Source organism: Mesorhizobium sp. ORS 3428 (genome assembly GCF_001854785.1).
Classification (GTDB): Bacteria; Pseudomonadota; Alphaproteobacteria; order Rhizobiales; family Rhizobiaceae; genus Mesorhizobium.
Window position 1 is genome coordinate 1 of record NZ_MDFL01000129.1, and the last position, 17,579, is coordinate 17,579.

Consider the following 17,579-nt stretch of genomic DNA (forward strand, 5'->3'; position numbering starts at 1 on the left):
CCAAACCCAGGACGCTTCCCGTATCGTTCCGTATGCTTCCGCGAGCAACCGCTGACTTACCTACCCGAAGTCTCGATCGCTGCGGTCTCAAGCGTCGGTCATAGGTTCAAATCCTGGACCGGCTTTGATCAGAACTTGCGGAATTCGCAAGTTGCAGGAGGGCGCAACCATCAGAACCTGCGGACGCAAAAAAGCCGGGGCGGTTGATCTGCGCGATTTAGCATGGCAATTTGAAATGGTTGCGGGGGCACGCAACCGTCTCAAATTGCTCTTTCGCGCGGCCGCTTAAGCTTGCAGAACCTAACGTTTCTCGACCGACACAGTAAGGGCACCGAACTTCGCATCAACCATGGGAAGGGGGACATGCAACTCGCCGATTTCGATTCCCAGGAGCTCAACGATTGCGTGGGCCGTACGGCAAGGAGATCTTTGCCCAAGGCGATGCTCGGGCAGGCCGTGCACCCCGTTGCCACTCCAGGAGTGACAGAYGCGCCATCGTCTTTGACTGGCTCATTGTGATCTGCCGACTAGATGGCGTCAATCGGCGACCTGCTGCAACGAGGGTACTCCCGTCTGCAGCCTTAGCGGGCCGCTGAATAGAGCGGAAATCTTGCTCGTCAACGCAAAATGCCGATGACACCACATAGCCTAACAGCTATATAATTCGTTATGATCGGCGTTTTTGCCTAGACCAACGAACGGTCGAGTTAAGGAGGCGCGAGCGCATCGTCGACCTTGTGAAGGAGCCACGGCGTCGAGCCAATGGGAAGCATGATGGGGCGACGCCTCGAGGCCGTTTCGGATCTGACTGTAATGCGGCATTCCGCTAGCGATCCACACCTGGCTGCAAGCCGGGAAGAGATAGAGGGTCTGCGCGAGCTTCGGCAGATTGCCGGTAAGGGGCAGGCCGACATCGCCTCCGCGCTCAACATCAAGCAGCCGTCGGTCTCGAAGATAGAGAACCAGGCGGACATGTATCTGTCGACGCTCAGGAGCTATGTCGAGGCAGTTGGGGGGCAACTCGAACTGGTCGTAAGGCTCCCCAAGCRCCCTGCCCTCCGCATTCATCATCTCGGAGAAGCAATTTCACAGCCCGGGTCCGGTCGCAGCCGGCGGAGCATGACACGCGAGGCCAAGTCCCGTCATGATGGATGACTTGCAGCGCGCCTTCTACGTCCTTCACTTCCGGCTGGCCTTCCACACTAAACAAGGCATCGCGTTTCAGGATTGGTTCGTCCAGCTTGCGGGGCATGCCTTTGGCGCGGATTTCGAAGAGGTGCGCCCTTATGGCGCCCAGGGCGATCTCAAATGCGATGGGCGCCGGGTCAGCACGYGCGCGGTCTTCCAGTGTTATGCGCCCAAGYAGATGACCGACACCAAGTTGATCGCCAAGATCAATGAGGATTTCCACGGTGCCCGCGCCCATTGGGGCGACCAGATAAGCGAATGGATCTTCGTCCACAATGACGGCGAGGGTCTGCCGCCAAAGGTCGTGCAGCACATCGACGCGCTTCGCGCCGCGCATCCCGACATCAAGATCGAGACGTGGTCCGAACCGGAGCTGCATGCACTTGCCTTCACCTTGGCTCTTCCGGCCATGCAGGCCTTGTTCGGGCATGCCCCTTCGATCACCGTACTTGACCATCTGGCTCTGGCCGACATCGTCCCCATCATCGAGAAGCTCGCCCGTGAGGAGCCAAACCCCAATCCGCCTCTGACGCCACCGTCGCTCGAGAAACTCAAAAAGAACGCGCTCTCGGAAGACAGTGCGCTGCTCCTTCAAATGGGGCGCCGAAAAAGCGCTCTCGTCGGCACGTTCTTTCGCAAGAGCCCCCGCCCGGACCTCGGCGAGCGAATCGCCRAAGCCTTCCGCACGCGATACGCCGAGCTCAAGAGCCTCGACCTGCCCGCCGATTCGATTTTCGGCTATCTGCAGGACTATGCGGGCATGAACGGCGATCCTAAGCGGCAAGGAGCTGCGCTTGCTGTCCTCGCGTATTTCTTCGACAGCTGCGACATCTTCGAGGATCCGACGATCATGTTGGAGGCTTCATGATCCTCCCAACGAAGCATGTCCGCGCTGAGCGCGCCCTCATCGGTGTCGGCGCCGAAGTGCTCGAGATTCTGAAGCGGCCGATGACGATGTCCCGCCTGTGGGATGAGTTGCGCGGCCGTCGCTCTCTTCAAACGCCCAACGCGCCCATAGACTATCAGTGGTTCATCCTGTCGCTGGACCTGCTCTACACGATTGGCGCCGTTGACTATGACCGAGGCGTCGTGCGGAGGGCCRCATCATGATCCGGCGGTTCAGCAGTGACCTGGCGTCCTTCAAGACGCTGACTTTCAAGCCGGGCCTCAACATCCTGTTGGCCGACAAGAGCGCCGGCGCCAGCGATCGCCAATCGCGCAACGGCGCCGGCAAGACGAGCTTTGTCGAGCTGGTGCATTTCCTGTTCGGGGCAGAGGCTCGGAAAGAGAGCATTTTCCGCTCGCCCGAGCTGATCGAGTGGACCTTCGACGTCGCGGTCGATATCGCTGAGCAAACGATCTCCGCAGCCCGCAGCGGCGCGAAGCCGAGCCGGATCACCGTCAATGGCGATGTTGAAAGCTGGCCCGTCCCGCCGCAATTCAGTCGCGAGGCTGGCCTCTACGAGCTTTCCAACGAGAACTGGAAAGCCAATCTCGGCGCCCTGTGGTTCGGTCTACCTGTCAGCGCCGGGGACGAAGATCGCTTCCAGCCTTCGTTCCGGTCGCTCTTCTCCTACTTCGCGCGCCGTCAGCTCGATGGCGGTTTCCAGCGGCCGATGCAGCATGCGACCGTTCAGCCGCCATGGAACCAGCAAGTCGCGATCTGCTACCTTCTTGGCCTCGACTGGACCATTCCGGGTAAATTCCAGGAACTACGCGGGCAGGAGAAGGTCGCCCAAGAGCTGAGAAAGGCCGCCAAGGGGGGCGATCTCGGCCGCTTTTTCGGCCGTGCCGCAGACCTGCGCACGAGGCTGACCATTGCCGAAGCCCGCACGACCCGGCTGCGCCAGCAGCTCRCCAATTTCGAGGTCGTGCCCGAGTACAAGGAGCTCGAACGCGAGGCCAATAAGATCACGCGCGAAATCGATGGCCTGAATGTCGAAAATATTGTGGACGGCGAGCTACTCCAGCAGCTGCGTGCATCGCTCGACGAAGAGGCCGCGCCGGATCTCGGCGATGTCACGAAGCTGTATGCAGAGGCAGGCGTGGTCCTTCCGGACATGGTTCGTCGCCGCTTCGACGAGGTGGAGCGGTTCCACCGGACGATCATCGAAAACCGCCGCGCTCATCTCAACGCGGAGATTTCGTCCGCCGAGGCTCGCATCGCCGATCGCGACCAGCGCAAGGTCGAGCGCGATCGACGCCGGCGCCAGATCATGGGTGTTCTCAGGTCCGGTGGCGCGCTTGAGCATTACACAAACCTGCGCGAAGAAGCTGGCCGCGCAGAAGCCGAGGTCGAGGGACTCAGACAGCGCCTCGAGACCGCCGAGCGCATTGAGAGCACCAAGGCTGAGCTCGACATCGAACGGGCCAATCTTACCAAGGCGTTGCGCGATGACATCCATGAGCGCAGCGATATCATCCGCGAGGCGATCCTCGCCTTCGAGGCACTGTCCGAGTCTCTCTATGAGAAGGCRGGCAGCCTGACTATCTCCGAAACCAGCAGCGGCCCGCAGTTCGATGTCCACATCGATGGTCAGCGAAGCAAGGGCATCACGAACATGCAGATCTTCTGCTTCGACCTGATGTTGACCGAGATCAGTTTGCGCCAGGGACGCGGCCCGGGTTTCCTCGTTCACGACAGCCATCTCTTCGATGGCGTCGATGAACGCCAGGTTGCCAAAGCCCTTCAACTAGGCGCCGAGCGTGCCGAAGCGGCGGGCTTCCAGTATATCGTCACCATGAATTCCGACGCCCTCCCCAAGGAAGGATTCCAGCGCGGCTTCGCCGTCCAGGACTACGTCATGGACACCAAGCTCACGGATGCGACCGACACCGGCGGACTGTTCGGGCTACGCTTCAACTAGACCGCCGCTCGAGAGGCCGGTCTCCGAACACGAATGCCGTTACGATGAACGAAATCGAAGACGAGGAACCCTGGGCCGACCCTGCCATCCGGACCGACTACGAAGCTGCTCTCGGCCGCTTCATCCTCGCCTTCAACGAGGTCGACTATTATCTGAGCCAGATCATCGCCTGGGAGCTTGGCGAGAGAAACGCCGTACATCTGCGCGCCACGCCCACGACTGGGCCCTTCGCGGCGCGCCTCGACACACTTGAAGCTCTATCGACCACTTCGCGCGTGGGAGATATCGCGGCACTGCCCATGGCCCGCCTGCGGTCCTTGAATGCCGACCGGTATCGCCTCGCCCACGGCCATTTCGAACAGAACCCGTTCGACGGCTCCTACGGCCTCCTACTGGCTGCGAAGGCACACGAATATCCAATCGCCCGCGTGTCTGCCTTGGCAGACGAGCTTGCCTTGATCGCCGAGAAATTCCGCCACGCCTATCTGGCGCACCATTTCGAGGACCTGGGTGAAGAGGAATAGGAATGACCGCTCGCCACGCCCAGCCCGCACAGTCTTCAACGAGGTCTACGACGCCCCATGTTCATTGAACGCCTCGCGCTCTCAAATTTCCGGTGCTTCGGACCTGCCCCGCTCACCATCGATCTGACGCCGGGGCTAACGGCATTCGTTGGCGTGAACGGCGCCGGAAAGACCGCCGTAATGCAGGCACTGCAGCGCCTTTTCGGCGTGACCGGCGATCAAAGACGGCTTCGACGCCAGGATTTTCATATCCCCTCTGCCGAGGTAGTCGCACCGCAGCAACGAAGCTTCGTGCTGGAGGCCATCGTTTCCTTCCCCGAACTCGGCGCGGACGGCGCTGGCGGTGCAGCCATTCCAGAGTTCTTCCATCAGATGGCCGCGGACGAGGCCGGCAAGCTGAAATGTCGCCTGCGCCTTGAGGCGACATGGACCGACGACGGATCGCTCGACGGGACGATCGAACAGAAATACTGGGCAATTCGGACATTCGGTGCGTTCACGGATGCGGATTGCACCGARCTCAAGGCGACCGACCGCGCCCGCATCCAGATGATCTATGTCCCCGCAACACGCGACGGCGCCTCCCAAGTCACCACCTTCCTCCGTGGCAGGCTGTGGCGCGCGATCAACTGGTCGCAAGGGGTCCGGGACATGTTCACTGATGCCGGCACGACCCTGAACGGCGCTTTCGCTGGTGAGCCTGCGGTCGACGTGATTGCCGCGGCCGTAACGCGTCGGTGGCAGGAGGTTCACACAGCCGGCACCGACACGACACCGCTCTTCCGACCGATCGACCTGCGGTTCCAGGAATTCATCCGGAAGGTGGAAGTCGTCTTCCGTCCCGACGAGGCCGGCCGCGAGCGCGCCCTCGATGACCTGAGTGATGGGCAGCGTTCGCTCTTTCATCTAGCCATGACGGCTGCGACGCTCGACGTGGAAGGCGGGATCGCAGCTAATCCTGCGGCCGCGGGCTTCCAGGCCGGCGGCGTGCCGCTTCCGGCACTGACGCTTATCGCCGTCGAAGAGCCGGAGAACAATCTCGCCCCCTTCTATCTCTCCCGCATCATCAAGCAGATCAAAGACCTTACGAGCGGGCAACGCGCGCAGGCCGTGGTCTCCAGTCACTCCCCGAGCATCCTCAGCAGGGTCGATCCACCCGAGGTCAGGCACTTCCGGCTCGATCCTCATGATCGCACTTGCCGCATCCGCCCGATCAACCTGCCGGCCGGTGATGAAGAAGCCTCGAAGTTCGTCCGCGAGGCCGTGCGAACCTATCCCGAGCTTTATTTTGCGCGCTTTGTCGTGCTYGGCGAAGGTGCCTCCGAAGAGGTCGTTCTGCCGCGGCTTGCCGAAACGATGGGCCTCGACGTCGACCGCTCCTTCGTCGCGGTCGTTCCGCTGGGCGGCCGGCACGTGAACCACCTTTGGCGCCTGCTGACGGACCTCAACATCCCATATGCGACACTGCTCGATCTCGACTGGGGCCGCGCCGGCGGCGGATGGGGCCGCATCAAGACGACTTGCGCGCAGCTGCTCGCCATTGGTGTTCAGCCCGCGCAGCTGTTCAATCCCAATCTCAACGCCGCGGGGCCCGTTGCCAGTCTCGCGGGCTTCGACGCGCTAGCGCCGGACAACATAGCCGGCCTTAACCAGTGGATCGGTTGGCTGAACCATTTCCACGTCTATTTCTGCACACCGCTCGATCTCGATTATTCCATGCTCCAGGCTTTCCCTGCCGCCTATCAGGTCGTCGAGCCGGGTCGTCAGGGCCCCTCGCCGTTGGGCGACCCGCGCACAGCGGTCCTCGGCGAGGATGGCCTGCCCAATCTCTATGGGCAGCCGCATGACGCTTTGCTTCGCTGGTATCGCTACTTGTTTCTCGGACGCGGCAAACCCAGCACGCATGTGCGCGTTCTGAGCAACGAGAATCCGGCTGTGCTCGCCGCTGGCGCACCGCCGGAACTCCGAGCGCTCCTATCGTCGATCGTTGCCCGCCTCGCGCCTGCACCTGCAGCGGGTGCCTGATCATGCGTCTCGTTCCGCCAGACGACTGGCGCCCGCGTGGCATCGACGATCTCGAGCCAGCTGCCTGGAATGCACTCCGGCACGAGGGATCGGCATGTGTGGTCGCCGGCCCCGGCGCCGGCAAGACCGAGTTTCTGGCGCAGCGTGCCGTCTACCTGCTCGAGACGGGCATTTGTCCCTCCCCACATCGCGTGTTGGCGATTTCCTTCAAGACCGACGCAGCCAGCAATCTTGCCAAGCGCGTCTGGCAGCGCTGCCCTCCGGATCTCGCCGAGCGCTTTGTGTCGCTCACCTTCGACTCCTTTACCAAGAGTCTGGTCGATCGGTTTCTCAATGCCATTCCGACCGATTGGCGCCCCACTCGGCCATACGACATTGCCTTGCCGAAAACTTGGCAGGTGGACGAATTCCTGACGCTTTCTCGCCTCAGCGCGCCACTGCAATGGCAGGCCGATATCGCGGGCTTCAGCGCGACGGTTTTCGAACCGCGCGTGTTCGGCAGCTATCGCCTGCCTATCGTGCCTCAGCAACCGCAAAATGCCGCCCAGTTCACGATCGCCCGCTGGTGGGCGAGGCAATTGCCGCCGGGCCACCCTTCCGCCCTYACCTTTGTCGGAATCAACCGATTGGCCGAGCTGCTGCTCCGTGCCAATCCGCATATCCGCCGCGCGCTTGTCGCCACCTATCCCTTCGTGTTCGTCGACGAATTCCAGGACACGACTTATTCGCAGTACGACTTCCTCCTCTCAGCCTTCTCGGGCGGGCAGACCATCGTCACTGGCGTTGGCGACGACAAGCAACGGATCATGGTGTTTGCAGGGGCTCGCGGAGATGCGTTCCAACGATTGCAGGTCGATTTCGGCGCGGAGCGTTTTCCTCTCCTCTTCAACTTCCGTTCGTCGCCCGATCTGGTCGCAATCCAGCATGTCGTTGCTCGTGCGCTCGATCCGGGTGCGGCGCCCACGCTCGCTCAGGCAGTGCGCGAAGTCGATGGCGACGTGGCGCAGGTCTGGCGCAGCCAGACCAAAGCAGCAGAAGCCGCCCATCTCGCCCAATGGCTCGCCAATGATATGGCGGCCCGCGAGCGCTCGCCGCGCGATTACGCGCTTCTCGTCAAGCAAAAATCCGACGATTACGAGCGTGAGCTCGCGGGAGCGTTCGCGGCTCACGGCCTACGCATTCGGAACGAGAGCCATGCTCTCGGAAAAACGTCGCTTCAGGATCTCCTTTCCGATGACCTGTGCCGCCTGGCGATCGCGATGTTTCGGCTTGGCGCGACCCGCCGCGCGCCGGCAGCCTGGCAATTGGCCTCGTCTTCGCTCCTGGCGCTCCGCGCCACGATCCCAGACGACGATGGCGGCGCAGCGAAGGTCGAGGCGGACCTGACCGCCTTCCTTGCCTCGCTTCGAGCCGACATGGCAGCGACTGCGCCTTCCCGAAACAGCGCCGCTGATTTCGTCAAGCGGGTTTTTGAATATCTCGATCTCGCAGCCATCGCACGAACCTACCCCGAATATGGCGTAGGCGATCTCCTTGCGATCATCCTCAAGGCCTTCTGCATTCATTTCTTCGCATCAGCCGACGGTGCCGCTGACTGGACTGCCTGCCTCGATGCATTCGAAGGCGTCAATCAAATCCCGATGATGACGGTCCACAAGAGCAAGGGGCTGGAATATGACACCATCGTTTTCGTCGGCCTCGACGACAAAGCATGGTGGTCGCATGCCCCGGGCGATCCTGAGGGCGTGGCGGCCTTCTTCGTGGCCCTCTCGCGGGCCAAACAGCGCGCCATCTTCGCCTTCTGTCAGGAGCGTGGACAGCGAAACAACGTCGCCGAGCTCTACCAGCTCCTCACCGACGCTGGTGTGCCGGAGATCGCTATATGAGTGCGGCGCCCGAACTTGGCGAGCTGATCGCCAACGTTCTGACCAACCACTGCACCCACGCGACGATGACCGCGGTCGCTAGCCACAGAATTTGAGCGGCTGCCGCTCGGACCCAGTAGCCATTCGCCGGCTTGGCGCTTGGTTGCGCATCCGGGAATTGGGCGATATGAGCGTATTGATTTTCAATTGGGAGCGTGACGATGTCCGAAGACGCCAACAATTTCATCGAGCTTACTGCGGATATCGTTTCCGCTTATGTCCAGAAGAACGCCGTTCCAGTGTCTGGACTGCCCGATTTGATCGCCAGCGTGAATTCGGCATTGTCCCATATTGGCCAGACAGCTCCGGTAGAAGCACCCGTTCAGAAGCCGGCGGTCAATCCCAAGAGGTCCGTGTTCCCGGACTACATCATCAGCCTCGAAGACGGTCAGAAATACAAGTCACTGAAGCGCCACCTTGCGACCAGGCACGGCATGACGCCTGATGAATACCGAGCGAAGTGGGGATTGGCGAAGGATTATCCCATGGTCGCTCCGAACTATTCGGCCACCCGATCGGCGCTGGCCAAATCACTGGGTTTGGGAAGGAAGGCTACTCCGGCCAAGAAATCTACGCCGAGGGGTAAGGCGAAAACATAATCCCTAAGACCCGGCGGTGAGGTCGCAGCGTCCGAGGCGGCGCGGCTAGTTTCAAGAGACCGGCCTCCTCGGAACATCCCGCACTACGCGTTGTCTGTTGTCGACGCTGATTGCCGGCGCGGTTTCTCAGACGCGCCGGCTGCAGGTACACCCTCCTTTCTGGCCTTGGCAAACGCTCGATCGCCTTCCAGAAATCCATGCAACATGTACGGGATGAGCTCGGCCACCGTTTCAGACTCGCCGTAGGCTTGACGGTAAAGCACGGCATAATCATTGAGTGCTTGGCTCAGTTCGGCGCTCACAGTGATTGTGATCTTCGAAGGCGTCCGGTCTGGAAGCTTCCCCAATTTCAGGTTTGTCATGAGCCTTCCTTTTCAACCCGTGTACGGCCGAAGCACAATATCCTTGTGCACGATGACGCGCAGCGGCCAACCTGGGCGGACGGTGATGGTGGGCTGAATATTCAGGTTCTTTTCGGTGATGCGCTGACCGGCCTGATTGACGTTCTGCTGAGTGGATTGCCGGATCGCCTTGACCAGATCGCTTTCGTTTTCCCCAAAGCTCAACTCGGTGCCGACACCTAGCAAGGTGGCCAGGGCAACGCCCTTGATCAGCTGCCAGGTGTGGAAATCCACCTTGTCCTCCAGCCCTRCATAGCCGGCAGTGTCTGTTGCCGGCAGATTTTCGATTTCGATCGATGAGCCGTCGGGCAGGATTATTCGCTGCCAGACCAGCAAAGCACGCTTCTGGCCAAAAGCGACGACGCTGTCATAGGTGCCGATCAGGCGTGAACCTTGAGGAACGAGCAGGGTGCTGCCCCTGACTGTGTCGTACACGTTCTCGGTGACCTGCGCGACGACCAGCCCGGGCAAGTCGGAATTGATGCCGGTGATGAGGCTTGCCGCGATCACGCTCCCRGCCATCAGCTGATAGGGCGAAGCTGGCGTCTGCAGTGCATGCGGATTGTAGATCCCGCTTGTATCCCGCTGGCTAATAAAATCCAGCTTGCGTTGCTGGTTGTTCTGGTCGCCCTCGGCAGGCGCAATGGAAGCTGACGTGCGGGAGGAACCGGGTTCCGGAAGTRCCTCAAATGGTTGCTGGGCACCCAGCCCGTTGCTCGCGGCATCMGTCTGCTTCGGTCGATTGTCGATCCGGAACATGACTTGCGACTCGCGTGCCTCGATAGCTTGCTGGGCGAGGCGCTGCTCCTCGGCGGACGTCTCCTGCCCTGGCGCGATGCCGAGCTGGCGTTGCCGCTCAAGAATAGGCCGACCGAGATCTCCGGGTAGTGGCGGTCCAAGCACGGGCGCCTTTGGCTTGATCGCGGAATAGTCTTTAGGCAGGCTATCGAGTCCTTCAGCTGTCGGCTTGCGCTCGGTGTTGTAGCGATCTTCCGTCAAGTCTTGGATGCGCAGAACTGGGCCCCTAAGCGCGACCATGGTGACGCCGAATATTGCGCCGGATCCGAGCGCCGCGATCGCGACGATCACGCCGCGCCTGAAACGCACAGCGCGACGAGGCGAAGCGCGCAATTGCAGCTRCTCTGGATCGAGCTTCGGCGGGGCGGTGGAATGGGACGTGTCAGTCATGGGCCCTCCCCTCACCTGCCGAAACGGGAAAAAGGCGAGATCCGCCGCGCCGGCTGCCGCCCGTCAGTCCGGGTGATGCGCACCACCTGCTGCTGCTTGGAGCCGAGCCGCAGTTCGGCGGCGGCAAAGAGCCGATCGACGATGTAATAGTTGCCGCGCATGCGGTAGTTGACGAGCTGGTTGCTGCCGTCGGCTCCGACGATGAAGAGCGGCGGCGCCTCGCCCTGATCGATGCGGCGAGGGAATTCGATATACACCTTGCTGCCGTCGTCGAAGGCACGCGTCGGTCTCCAGGGCGGCGTGTCGCCACTAATCGCATAGCGGAAGCGGATGTTCTCGAGCGCCACATTCGACGCCACGGGCGTGGYCGCTTCGGCCTGAGCGTTACGCTGGCGCAGCGCGACGATCTGGTCCTCGCTATAGGTCCAGGAGATTGCCGCCATTGCGGTCTTGTCAGTGCTTTGAAGCTGCAGGTGATACGTCCGCCGTTCCGTGGTGATCACCAGGTTGGTGCTAAGCCCCGGCGCGAAAGGCTTTACCAGCACATGAGTGCGCTGATTGTCTCCAGTGCCGCTCACTGTATCGCCAATGACCCAACGGACCGTATCGCCCGCGGACACTGACGTCAGCTTCTCACCCGGTTGCAGAGCGATATCGGTGACGCGCTCGGGTGCTGCGTAGAGCTGATAGAGCGCGCCATCGGCAAAGGGATAGACCTGAACCGCATTGACATAGCCGTATTTGGTGGGCTGCTGTGTCGCCGCCTTGTTGGCGTCCGCGACACGTTGTTCAGGGGAGCGCTTGTCTTCGCCGACCTTGCCTGGATCAGGCAGCAGCTGACCCGGCAAAGGGAGCGGCTTTGGCACCTCGACGATCTTGACCGGCTTCTCCGGCGGCTTCTCGATTGCCGCTGCTTTGAAGTCGGCCGTGTCATAGGAAATCTCAGGTGGTGGCACCTTCGATGCGCAAGCCGAGAGGACGGCTGCCGACGCTGACAGGATCAGCGCGGCGCGGAGCGATGGGGCTCTATTTGTCATTGGCGGGCTCCTTCGGGGAAACGGATGCAGGTGCTGCGCTGTCGAGTTCACGCGACCAATCGATGGCGTTGATGAAGACGCCGAGCGGATTGCTACGCAGCTGCTCGGTATTGCTTGGCGGGCGGATCACGATGGTTAGGATCGCCGTCCAGCGCGTCGTGCTGGCCAGGYTGCCGCGCTCAAAGATCTGCTCGGTCCATTTGACCTGGAACGAGCTGTCGGAAGCCCTGACCACGCTGGTTACCTGCACCGACACGCTGCGCGTGCCGATCTGCCCGAATGGGTCGTTCACCTTGGCATACTCGTTGAGGAAAAGCGCTGCACGGTCGGTGGCAAAGTCGTAGGCTGCCAACCAGTTCTGCCGCACCAGCACTGGGTCAGTGGAGACGGATCGGACATTTTGGATGAAACGGCCGAGATGCCAGGCGATCTGGGCATCGGAAGGTTGGTAGTCCTGGATCGCCGGTGCAACGGCACGCGCCTCGCCAAAACGGTCAACCTCGACGACGTAAGGCACAACGCGGCTTTGCATCGACTGCCAAACAAGGCCGCCGGAGAGCCCAGTTGTCAAAGCCAGGCAGCCAAGGGCCATGAGCCGCCAATTGCGGGCCTGCACCCGCGATGAGCCAATGCGCTCATCCCAGAGCTGGCCAGCCTTCTGATACGGCGTGACCGGCTCGGGCGTCTTGCCGTAACGTTGAACGGGTCGCTTGAAGAACATTTAGTCGTCCTTGTCGTTGAGAGAGGGATTGGCGCTGCCGCCCGGCCTGTCACCGTCGCGGACAGCCTGCATGGCGGCGTGGCGATGAGCACGAGAGGTCTGCTCGGAACGCATGCGTCTCGCCCAATTGGGCGCGGTATTAGGGGCAGAACCGGCCTGACCTCCGGGCATTGACGCGGTCGGCGCACCGCCGGTCGCGGTCCATGCAGCTTCGCGTCCGGCGCTGGCGCTAGGCCTGAAGCTTCCCGCAGCAGATCCTGCTGCTCGCATCACGGCGCCGCCGGCGGCACCCRCCACGCCCTGCATTCCAGCAGCCACACCGGACAGGCCGGAGTCGGCCGAGGTTGCACGTCCCAACTGCCACGCCGAGGAAGCTGCCGAACCCATCGTCGTGCCGGCTCTGACGGCAGCAAGCCCGCCGCCGGTTGCCATGCGCGCACCGGCAAAGGCAGCTCCTCCGGCACCAAGCGCTGATCCGGCAGCGGCCGCCGTGGTCCCCAGCGCGGCGCCGGCACCAAGTTGTGGCGCGCCCGAGACAAGACCCGAGGCGATCCCAGGGCCAAAAATGCCGAGCCCGAGAAGCGCCAGCGCGCCTAGCACCTGTGACATGGCCGCCGCCAGGTCCGGCTCCTTGCCCTGAAGCGCCGAAGCAAACTCGCCAAAGAGCGTGGAGCCGATGCCGACAATGACGGCGAGCACCATCACCTTGATGCCCGACGAGATCACATTGCCGAGCACGCGCTCGGCCAGAAACGCCGACCGGTTCCACAGCGCGAAGGGCACCAGAACGAATCCGGCCAGCGTGGTGAGCTTGAACTCCAGGATGGTGATGAAGAGCTGGATCGAGAGAATGAAGAAGGCGATGATGACCAGAAACCAGGCCACGAGCAGAACGAAGATGGTCAGCGCGTTGCCGAAGATTTCCGGGAAGCCAAGAAGCTGGCTTGCCTGATCGAGAAGCGGCCAGGCGCCTTGGAAACCGGTGGCGGCGATGMGGCCCGGGTGCAGCAGATTGTCGGCGGAGAGATTGCCGGAGGATGCGTGGATACCGAGGCCGGCAAAGGAGCGGTAGATGATGTCGGCGAGGTTCTTGAAATTGTTCAGGATGAAGGCGAAGACGCCGACATAGAGCACCTTGCGGATGAGGCGGCCGAGAATGTTGGGTTCGCCGCCGAGAGCCCAGGCGAGGCCCGCAAGCGTGATGTCGATGCCAATTAAGATCGTGGTGAGGAAGGCGACGTCGCCCGAAAGCAGACCGAACCCGCTATCGATATAGCGGATAAAAGTCTCCATGAAGCGATCGATGACGCTAAGGTCGTTCATGCCGCCGCCTTCCTCGTCTGATGAACTGTTGATCAGTTGCCGGGATAGGCTGTGCCGGTGCCCAGGAAGCGCTTCGTCGTTTCGCGAGCGGCTTCTTCGGACTGGGCCTTCCGGGYGGCATCCTCAGCCTCAGCCCRAAACTGAGTCGCGAGCAGCGTCTGGATCTGCATCTGCTGCTTGGTCGAAAGCGCGATCAGCTGATTGGTGGCCTGGCTTGCCTCAAGCGCACCGGCAGCCCCTTGGCTGCGGTTGACGAGATCGGCAAGYAAGTCCCCATCGCCCCGGACATTTTCCACGATCTGCGACTGGACAGACATGGTCTGGCGGAACGCCTGCATGGCGCTCTGCCAACGCTCGCGTGCAGCGGTGGCCACATCGCTCGCTTTGATCGTGGCATCGTAGCTTTCCGGATATTGYTGTCGCCACTGGTCCTGAAGCTTACCCAGGTCAAAGCTCAGGCCGCTCGCCTGGTCCATCAAACCGTCGATCCGTTGCAGCGAACCGGTAAGCTGGCCGACGGAAGAGAAATCCAGGCTCTGAAGATTGCGCGCCATGTTCTGCAGCATGGTCGCCTGGTTCTGCAGCGACTGGATCTGATTGTTGATCTGCTCCAATGCGCGTGCCGCCGATAGCACATTCTGCGTATAGTTCGAGGGATCGAAGACGATCAGGGCATAGGCTGGCTGCACATAGTCGGCCAGCGGTTTGGCGATCAGCGAAAGGGTGATCAGGCCGGAGAGAAAGCGGCGCCGCATCATGACGATTGCTCCTTGTCTGGTTGGCGGAATTGCTGGAGAAGCTCGGCAGCCCAGTCGAGGCCGCGAGCACTGAGAAATCGGGAGGCAAAACTCTCCCGCCCGACTTCGGACAGGACGCTGTCGATGAGAGCCTGCGTGGCCGGATCTGAGGCGCCGCAAAGCGCAAGCGCGATCGGGCCAAGGCCGAGCTCGAAGAGACGGTTGCCGCGCCGCGACTGCAGATAATACTGCCGCTTTGGCGTGGCGCGGGCGACCAGCTCGATCTGGCGTTCGTTGAGACCGAACTGCTCGTAAGCGGCTCGTGCCTGAGGTTCCACGGCACGATCATTGGGGAGAAAAATGCGCTGCGGGCAGCTCTCGATAATTGCCGGCGCGATCGCCGAGCTCGCGATGTCGGCAAGCGACTGCGTGGCGAAGATGACCGACACATTCTTCTTGCGCAGCACCTTCAGCCATTCGCGAATGCGTGCGGCGAAGAGCGGATTGTCGAGATAGACCCACGCCTCATCGAGTATGAGCAGCGTTGGCCGTCYGTCGAAGCGCTCTTCAAGACGATGGAAGAGATAGGTGAGCAACGGCAGCACGGCGCCTCGGCTGTGCATCAGCTCCTCGGTCTCGAAACAGTGCACATCAGACAGGGCCAGTCGATCGTCATCAGCGTCGAGCAGCCGGYCGAAGGGGCCGTCGAGCGTGTAGGGCATCAAGGCGGACTTTAGCGCATTGGACTGAAGCAGGACCGAAAGACCCGTGAGCGTGCGCTCCTGCGCCGGCGCGGTGGCAAGGCTGCTAAGTGCAGACCAGATTGCTTCCTTCACCTCCGGCGTGACGGTGACATTCTCATGAGCGATGAGGCTGGCTATCCATTCCGCCGCCCAGCTGCGCGTGGCCGGATCGTCGATGTTGCGCAGCGGCTGGAAGGCGAGCGATCCGTCAGCCGCTAAGGCGTGGTGTTCTCCACCCATGGCGAGCGTTGCGGCACGAGCGGAATTGCCTTTGTCGAAGACATAGACCTGGGCGCCGCCATAGCGTCGGAACTGCAGAGCGATCAGTGCGAGCAGCACCGACTTGCCGGCGCCTGTCGGACCGACGATCAGCATGTGGCCGACATCGTCGACATGGGTGGAAAGCCGGAACGGAGTTGACCCGCTGGCCTCGGCGAAGAGAAGCGGTGGTGCCTCCGTCTGGGTAACCTTGGCGAGATGCTCGTTTGCTGCCGGGCCAGCCCACACCGACGATAGCGGCATGAGGTGGGCAAGGTTCAGCGTGTGAACGAGCGGCTGGCGAACATTGGCGTAGACGTGGCCGGGCAACGAGCCGAGCCAGGCCTCGACCGCATTGACGCTTTCGCGGATCGAGGTGAAGCCGAGCCCATTGACGATGCGCTCGGCCGCGCGAAATTTTTCGGCGGCGGCTTGGCGGTCCTCGTCCCATACCGTCACCGTCGTGGTGAGATAGCCGAAGCCGACGTGATCGCCACCCAACGCCTGAAGGGCTTCGTCGGCATCGAGCGCCTTGTTGTCGGCATCGCTGTCGACCAGCGGCACCGGCTCATTGGTCACAACCTCGCGCAGGATAGCGACGATCGACTTGCGCTTGGCAAACCACTGCCGCCGCAGTCGTGTCAGCGTCTTGGTCGCTTCCGATTTGTCGAGCGGAATGAAGCGCGTCATCCAGCGATAGGCGAAATCCTGATAGTTGAGCGCGTCGAGAATTCCGGGACGGGTGAGGTTCGGGAATCCGAGGATGGTGAGGGTTCGCAGATGCTGGTCGGCCAGCATCGGCTCCAGCCCGCCCGTGAGCGGCGCATCGACCAGAATGCCGTCGAGATAGATCGGCRTCTCCGGCACGGCGAGTGGATGGCGACGGGTCGAGATTGTCCCGTGCAGATAGGCCAGCGTTTCGCCATCGTCTAGCCAACGCACTTCCGGCATGAAGCCGGCCAGGAGATCCAGGACGCGGTCGGTCTCATCACGGAATCGGGCCAGCTCCTGGCGCCAGTCTCTTTGGCCTTCTCGATGATCAGAGTCGACGAGCGCGCTTTCCGCACGAGCCTGGCTGTCCACTGGCGGCATGAACAGCAATGTCAGATGATAGYGGCTTTCAAAATGTGCGACCTTGCCCTCGAAGCCTGCACGGCGTTCTTCGTCGACAAGCCATGAGGCCKCGTCGGGAAAACGCGAGGCTGGATAGCCCAGCGCTTCGGCCCGTTCAGYCTCGAAGAACAAAGCCCAGCCGGAGCCAAGGCGTCTCAGCGCATTGTTCGCCCGGGCGCAAATGCCGACGAGTTCGGCTTCCGTCGCGCTCTCGAGGTCGGGCCCGCGGAACCGCATCGTTCGCTGAAAGCTGCCGTCCTTGTTGAGCACGATGCCCGATGCGACGAGTGCGGCCCATGGCAGATGGTCGGGAAGCCGGTCGGCTTTGCTGCGATATTCTGAAAGGTTCAGCATGCCAGCCACCCTCTCAGCCGAAGGTGGCGGACAAGCACGCTGGCGAAATCCGGATCACGTCTTGCGGCAAAAACCGCGAGCGTGTGGCCAACAAGCCAGAGCACCAATCCGGCAATCCACTGCTGCAAGCCAAGGCCTATTGCCGCGGCGATCGTGCCGTTGAGGATCACCACCGCGCGCGGCGCACCGCCGAGCAGAATTGGCTCCGTCAGCGCCCGATGAACCGGCACCTCGAAGCCTTCGATATGCTGTTCTCCGGTGGCCATCAGATGAGCGCCCCGCCACCGAAGGAGAAGAAGGAGAGGAAGAAGCTCGATGCGGCAAAGGCGATCGAGAGGCCAAAGACGATCTGGATCAGCCGGCGGAAACCGCCTGCCGTGTCGCCAAAGGCAAGTGTCAGGCCGGTGGTGATGATGATGATCACCGCGACGATCTTGGCGACCGGTCCCTGAACTGACTCCAGGATCTGCTGCAGCGGCTGTTCCCAAGGCATGCCGGAACCCGCGGCGTAAGCCTGGGCCGTGATAAGAAACGCGAGCGCGGTGGACGAAAGAAAGCGAAGCTTCTTGCGCATGA

Annotated in this window: 18 protein-coding genes; 9 read left to right on the forward strand and 9 right to left on the reverse strand. The window is 61.9% G+C overall.

Annotated elements, in window-relative coordinates; translation table 11 throughout:
• From ORS3428_RS33780 to ORS3428_RS21935, 9 genes are all read left to right on the forward strand, one after another.
• A partial coding sequence (locus ORS3428_RS33780) for a hypothetical protein (protein ID WP_210185693.1) occupies nt 1-207 on the forward strand: 207 nt, incomplete at its 5' end.
• A 555-nt stretch (nt 208-762) separates the two neighbouring features.
• On the forward strand, nt 763-1,155 hold the full coding sequence (locus tag ORS3428_RS21900) for an XRE family transcriptional regulator (RefSeq protein ID WP_443136868.1): 393 nt from the start codon (nt 763-765) through the stop codon (nt 1,153-1,155).
• A complete protein-coding gene (locus ORS3428_RS21905) occupies nt 1,145-2,056 on the forward strand; it encodes an ABC-three component system protein (protein WP_244508058.1) in 912 nt (303 codons plus the stop codon). Before ORS3428_RS21900 ends, ORS3428_RS21905 begins: the two co-directional genes overlap by 11 nt.
• Nucleotides 2,053-2,298, forward strand: coding sequence for an ABC-three component system middle component 6 (locus ORS3428_RS21910; RefSeq protein WP_071100391.1), 246 nt, complete (start codon nt 2,053-2,055; stop codon nt 2,296-2,298). The genes ORS3428_RS21905 and ORS3428_RS21910 overlap by 4 nt, the downstream gene beginning before the upstream one ends.
• Nucleotides 2,295-4,055, forward strand: a complete 1,761-nt coding sequence (locus tag ORS3428_RS21915) for an ABC-three component system protein (RefSeq protein WP_071100392.1) — start codon at nt 2,295-2,297, stop codon at nt 4,053-4,055. Before ORS3428_RS21910 ends, ORS3428_RS21915 begins: the two co-directional genes overlap by 4 nt.
• Before the next feature lie 44 nt (nt 4,056-4,099).
• Entirely contained in the window at nt 4,100-4,579 is a 480-nt protein-coding gene (locus ORS3428_RS21920) for a hypothetical protein (protein ID WP_071100393.1), read from the forward strand.
• A gap of 57 nt (nt 4,580-4,636) precedes the next feature.
• Nucleotides 4,637-6,604, forward strand: a complete 1,968-nt coding sequence (locus ORS3428_RS21925; RefSeq protein ID WP_071100394.1) for an ATP-dependent nuclease — start codon at nt 4,637-4,639, stop codon at nt 6,602-6,604.
• A 2-nt stretch (nt 6,605-6,606) separates the two neighbouring features.
• Nucleotides 6,607-8,490: a UvrD-helicase domain-containing protein gene (locus ORS3428_RS21930; protein WP_071100395.1), complete on the forward strand. Its 1,884-nt coding sequence runs from the start codon at nt 6,607-6,609 to the stop codon at nt 8,488-8,490.
• 200 nt (nt 8,491-8,690) lie between these two features.
• Nucleotides 8,691-9,128 carry a MucR family transcriptional regulator gene (locus ORS3428_RS21935; protein ID WP_071100396.1) on the forward strand — a complete coding sequence of 146 codons (438 nt, stop codon included), beginning with the start codon at nt 8,691-8,693 and terminating at the stop codon, nt 9,126-9,128.
• Nucleotides 9,129-9,211: 83 nt separating this feature from the next.
• On the opposite strand, the gene ORS3428_RS21940 is transcribed toward ORS3428_RS21935, so the two are convergent.
• The 9 genes from ORS3428_RS21940 to ORS3428_RS21980 are packed head-to-tail and all read right to left on the reverse strand — an operon-like array spanning nt 9,212 to nt 17,577.
• Nucleotides 9,212-9,490 (reverse strand): DUF2274 domain-containing protein, encoded by a 279-nt coding sequence (locus ORS3428_RS21940; protein WP_071100397.1) that lies wholly within the window; start codon nt 9,488-9,490, stop codon nt 9,212-9,214.
• Between the two features lie 12 nt (nt 9,491-9,502).
• Nucleotides 9,503-10,717 carry a TrbI/VirB10 family protein gene (locus ORS3428_RS21945; RefSeq protein WP_071100398.1) on the reverse strand — a complete coding sequence of 405 codons (1,215 nt, stop codon included), beginning with the start codon at nt 10,715-10,717 and terminating at the stop codon, nt 9,503-9,505.
• An 11-nt stretch (nt 10,718-10,728) separates the two neighbouring features.
• Nucleotides 10,729-11,754 (reverse strand): P-type conjugative transfer protein TrbG, encoded by a 1,026-nt coding sequence (trbG, locus tag ORS3428_RS21950; protein ID WP_071100399.1) that lies wholly within the window; start codon nt 11,752-11,754, stop codon nt 10,729-10,731.
• The gene (trbF, locus tag ORS3428_RS21955; protein ID WP_071100400.1) at nt 11,744-12,475 is read right to left on the reverse strand and encodes a conjugal transfer protein TrbF; all 732 of its coding nucleotides are present in this window, start codon (nt 12,473-12,475) and stop codon (nt 11,744-11,746) included. The genes trbG and trbF overlap by 11 nt, the downstream gene beginning before the upstream one ends.
• Nucleotides 12,476-13,798 (reverse strand): P-type conjugative transfer protein TrbL, encoded by a 1,323-nt coding sequence (gene trbL / locus ORS3428_RS21960; protein ID WP_071100401.1) that lies wholly within the window; start codon nt 13,796-13,798, stop codon nt 12,476-12,478.
• Between the two features lie 32 nt (nt 13,799-13,830).
• Nucleotides 13,831-14,556, reverse strand: coding sequence for a P-type conjugative transfer protein TrbJ (trbJ, locus tag ORS3428_RS21965; RefSeq protein ID WP_071100402.1), 726 nt, complete (start codon nt 14,554-14,556; stop codon nt 13,831-13,833).
• A complete protein-coding gene (trbE, locus tag ORS3428_RS21970) occupies nt 14,553-17,003 on the reverse strand; it encodes a conjugal transfer protein TrbE (protein WP_071100438.1) in 2,451 nt (816 codons plus the stop codon). Before trbE ends, trbJ begins: the two co-directional genes overlap by 4 nt.
• Nucleotides 16,997-17,269 (reverse strand): VirB3 family type IV secretion system protein, encoded by a 273-nt coding sequence (locus tag ORS3428_RS21975; RefSeq protein WP_071100403.1) that lies wholly within the window; start codon nt 17,267-17,269, stop codon nt 16,997-16,999. Before ORS3428_RS21975 ends, trbE begins: the two co-directional genes overlap by 7 nt.
• Nucleotides 17,269-17,577, reverse strand: a complete 309-nt coding sequence (locus ORS3428_RS21980; protein ID WP_071100404.1) for a TrbC/VirB2 family protein — start codon at nt 17,575-17,577, stop codon at nt 17,269-17,271. The genes ORS3428_RS21975 and ORS3428_RS21980 overlap by 1 nt, the downstream gene beginning before the upstream one ends.
• Nucleotides 17,578-17,579: the final 2 nt, after the last annotated feature.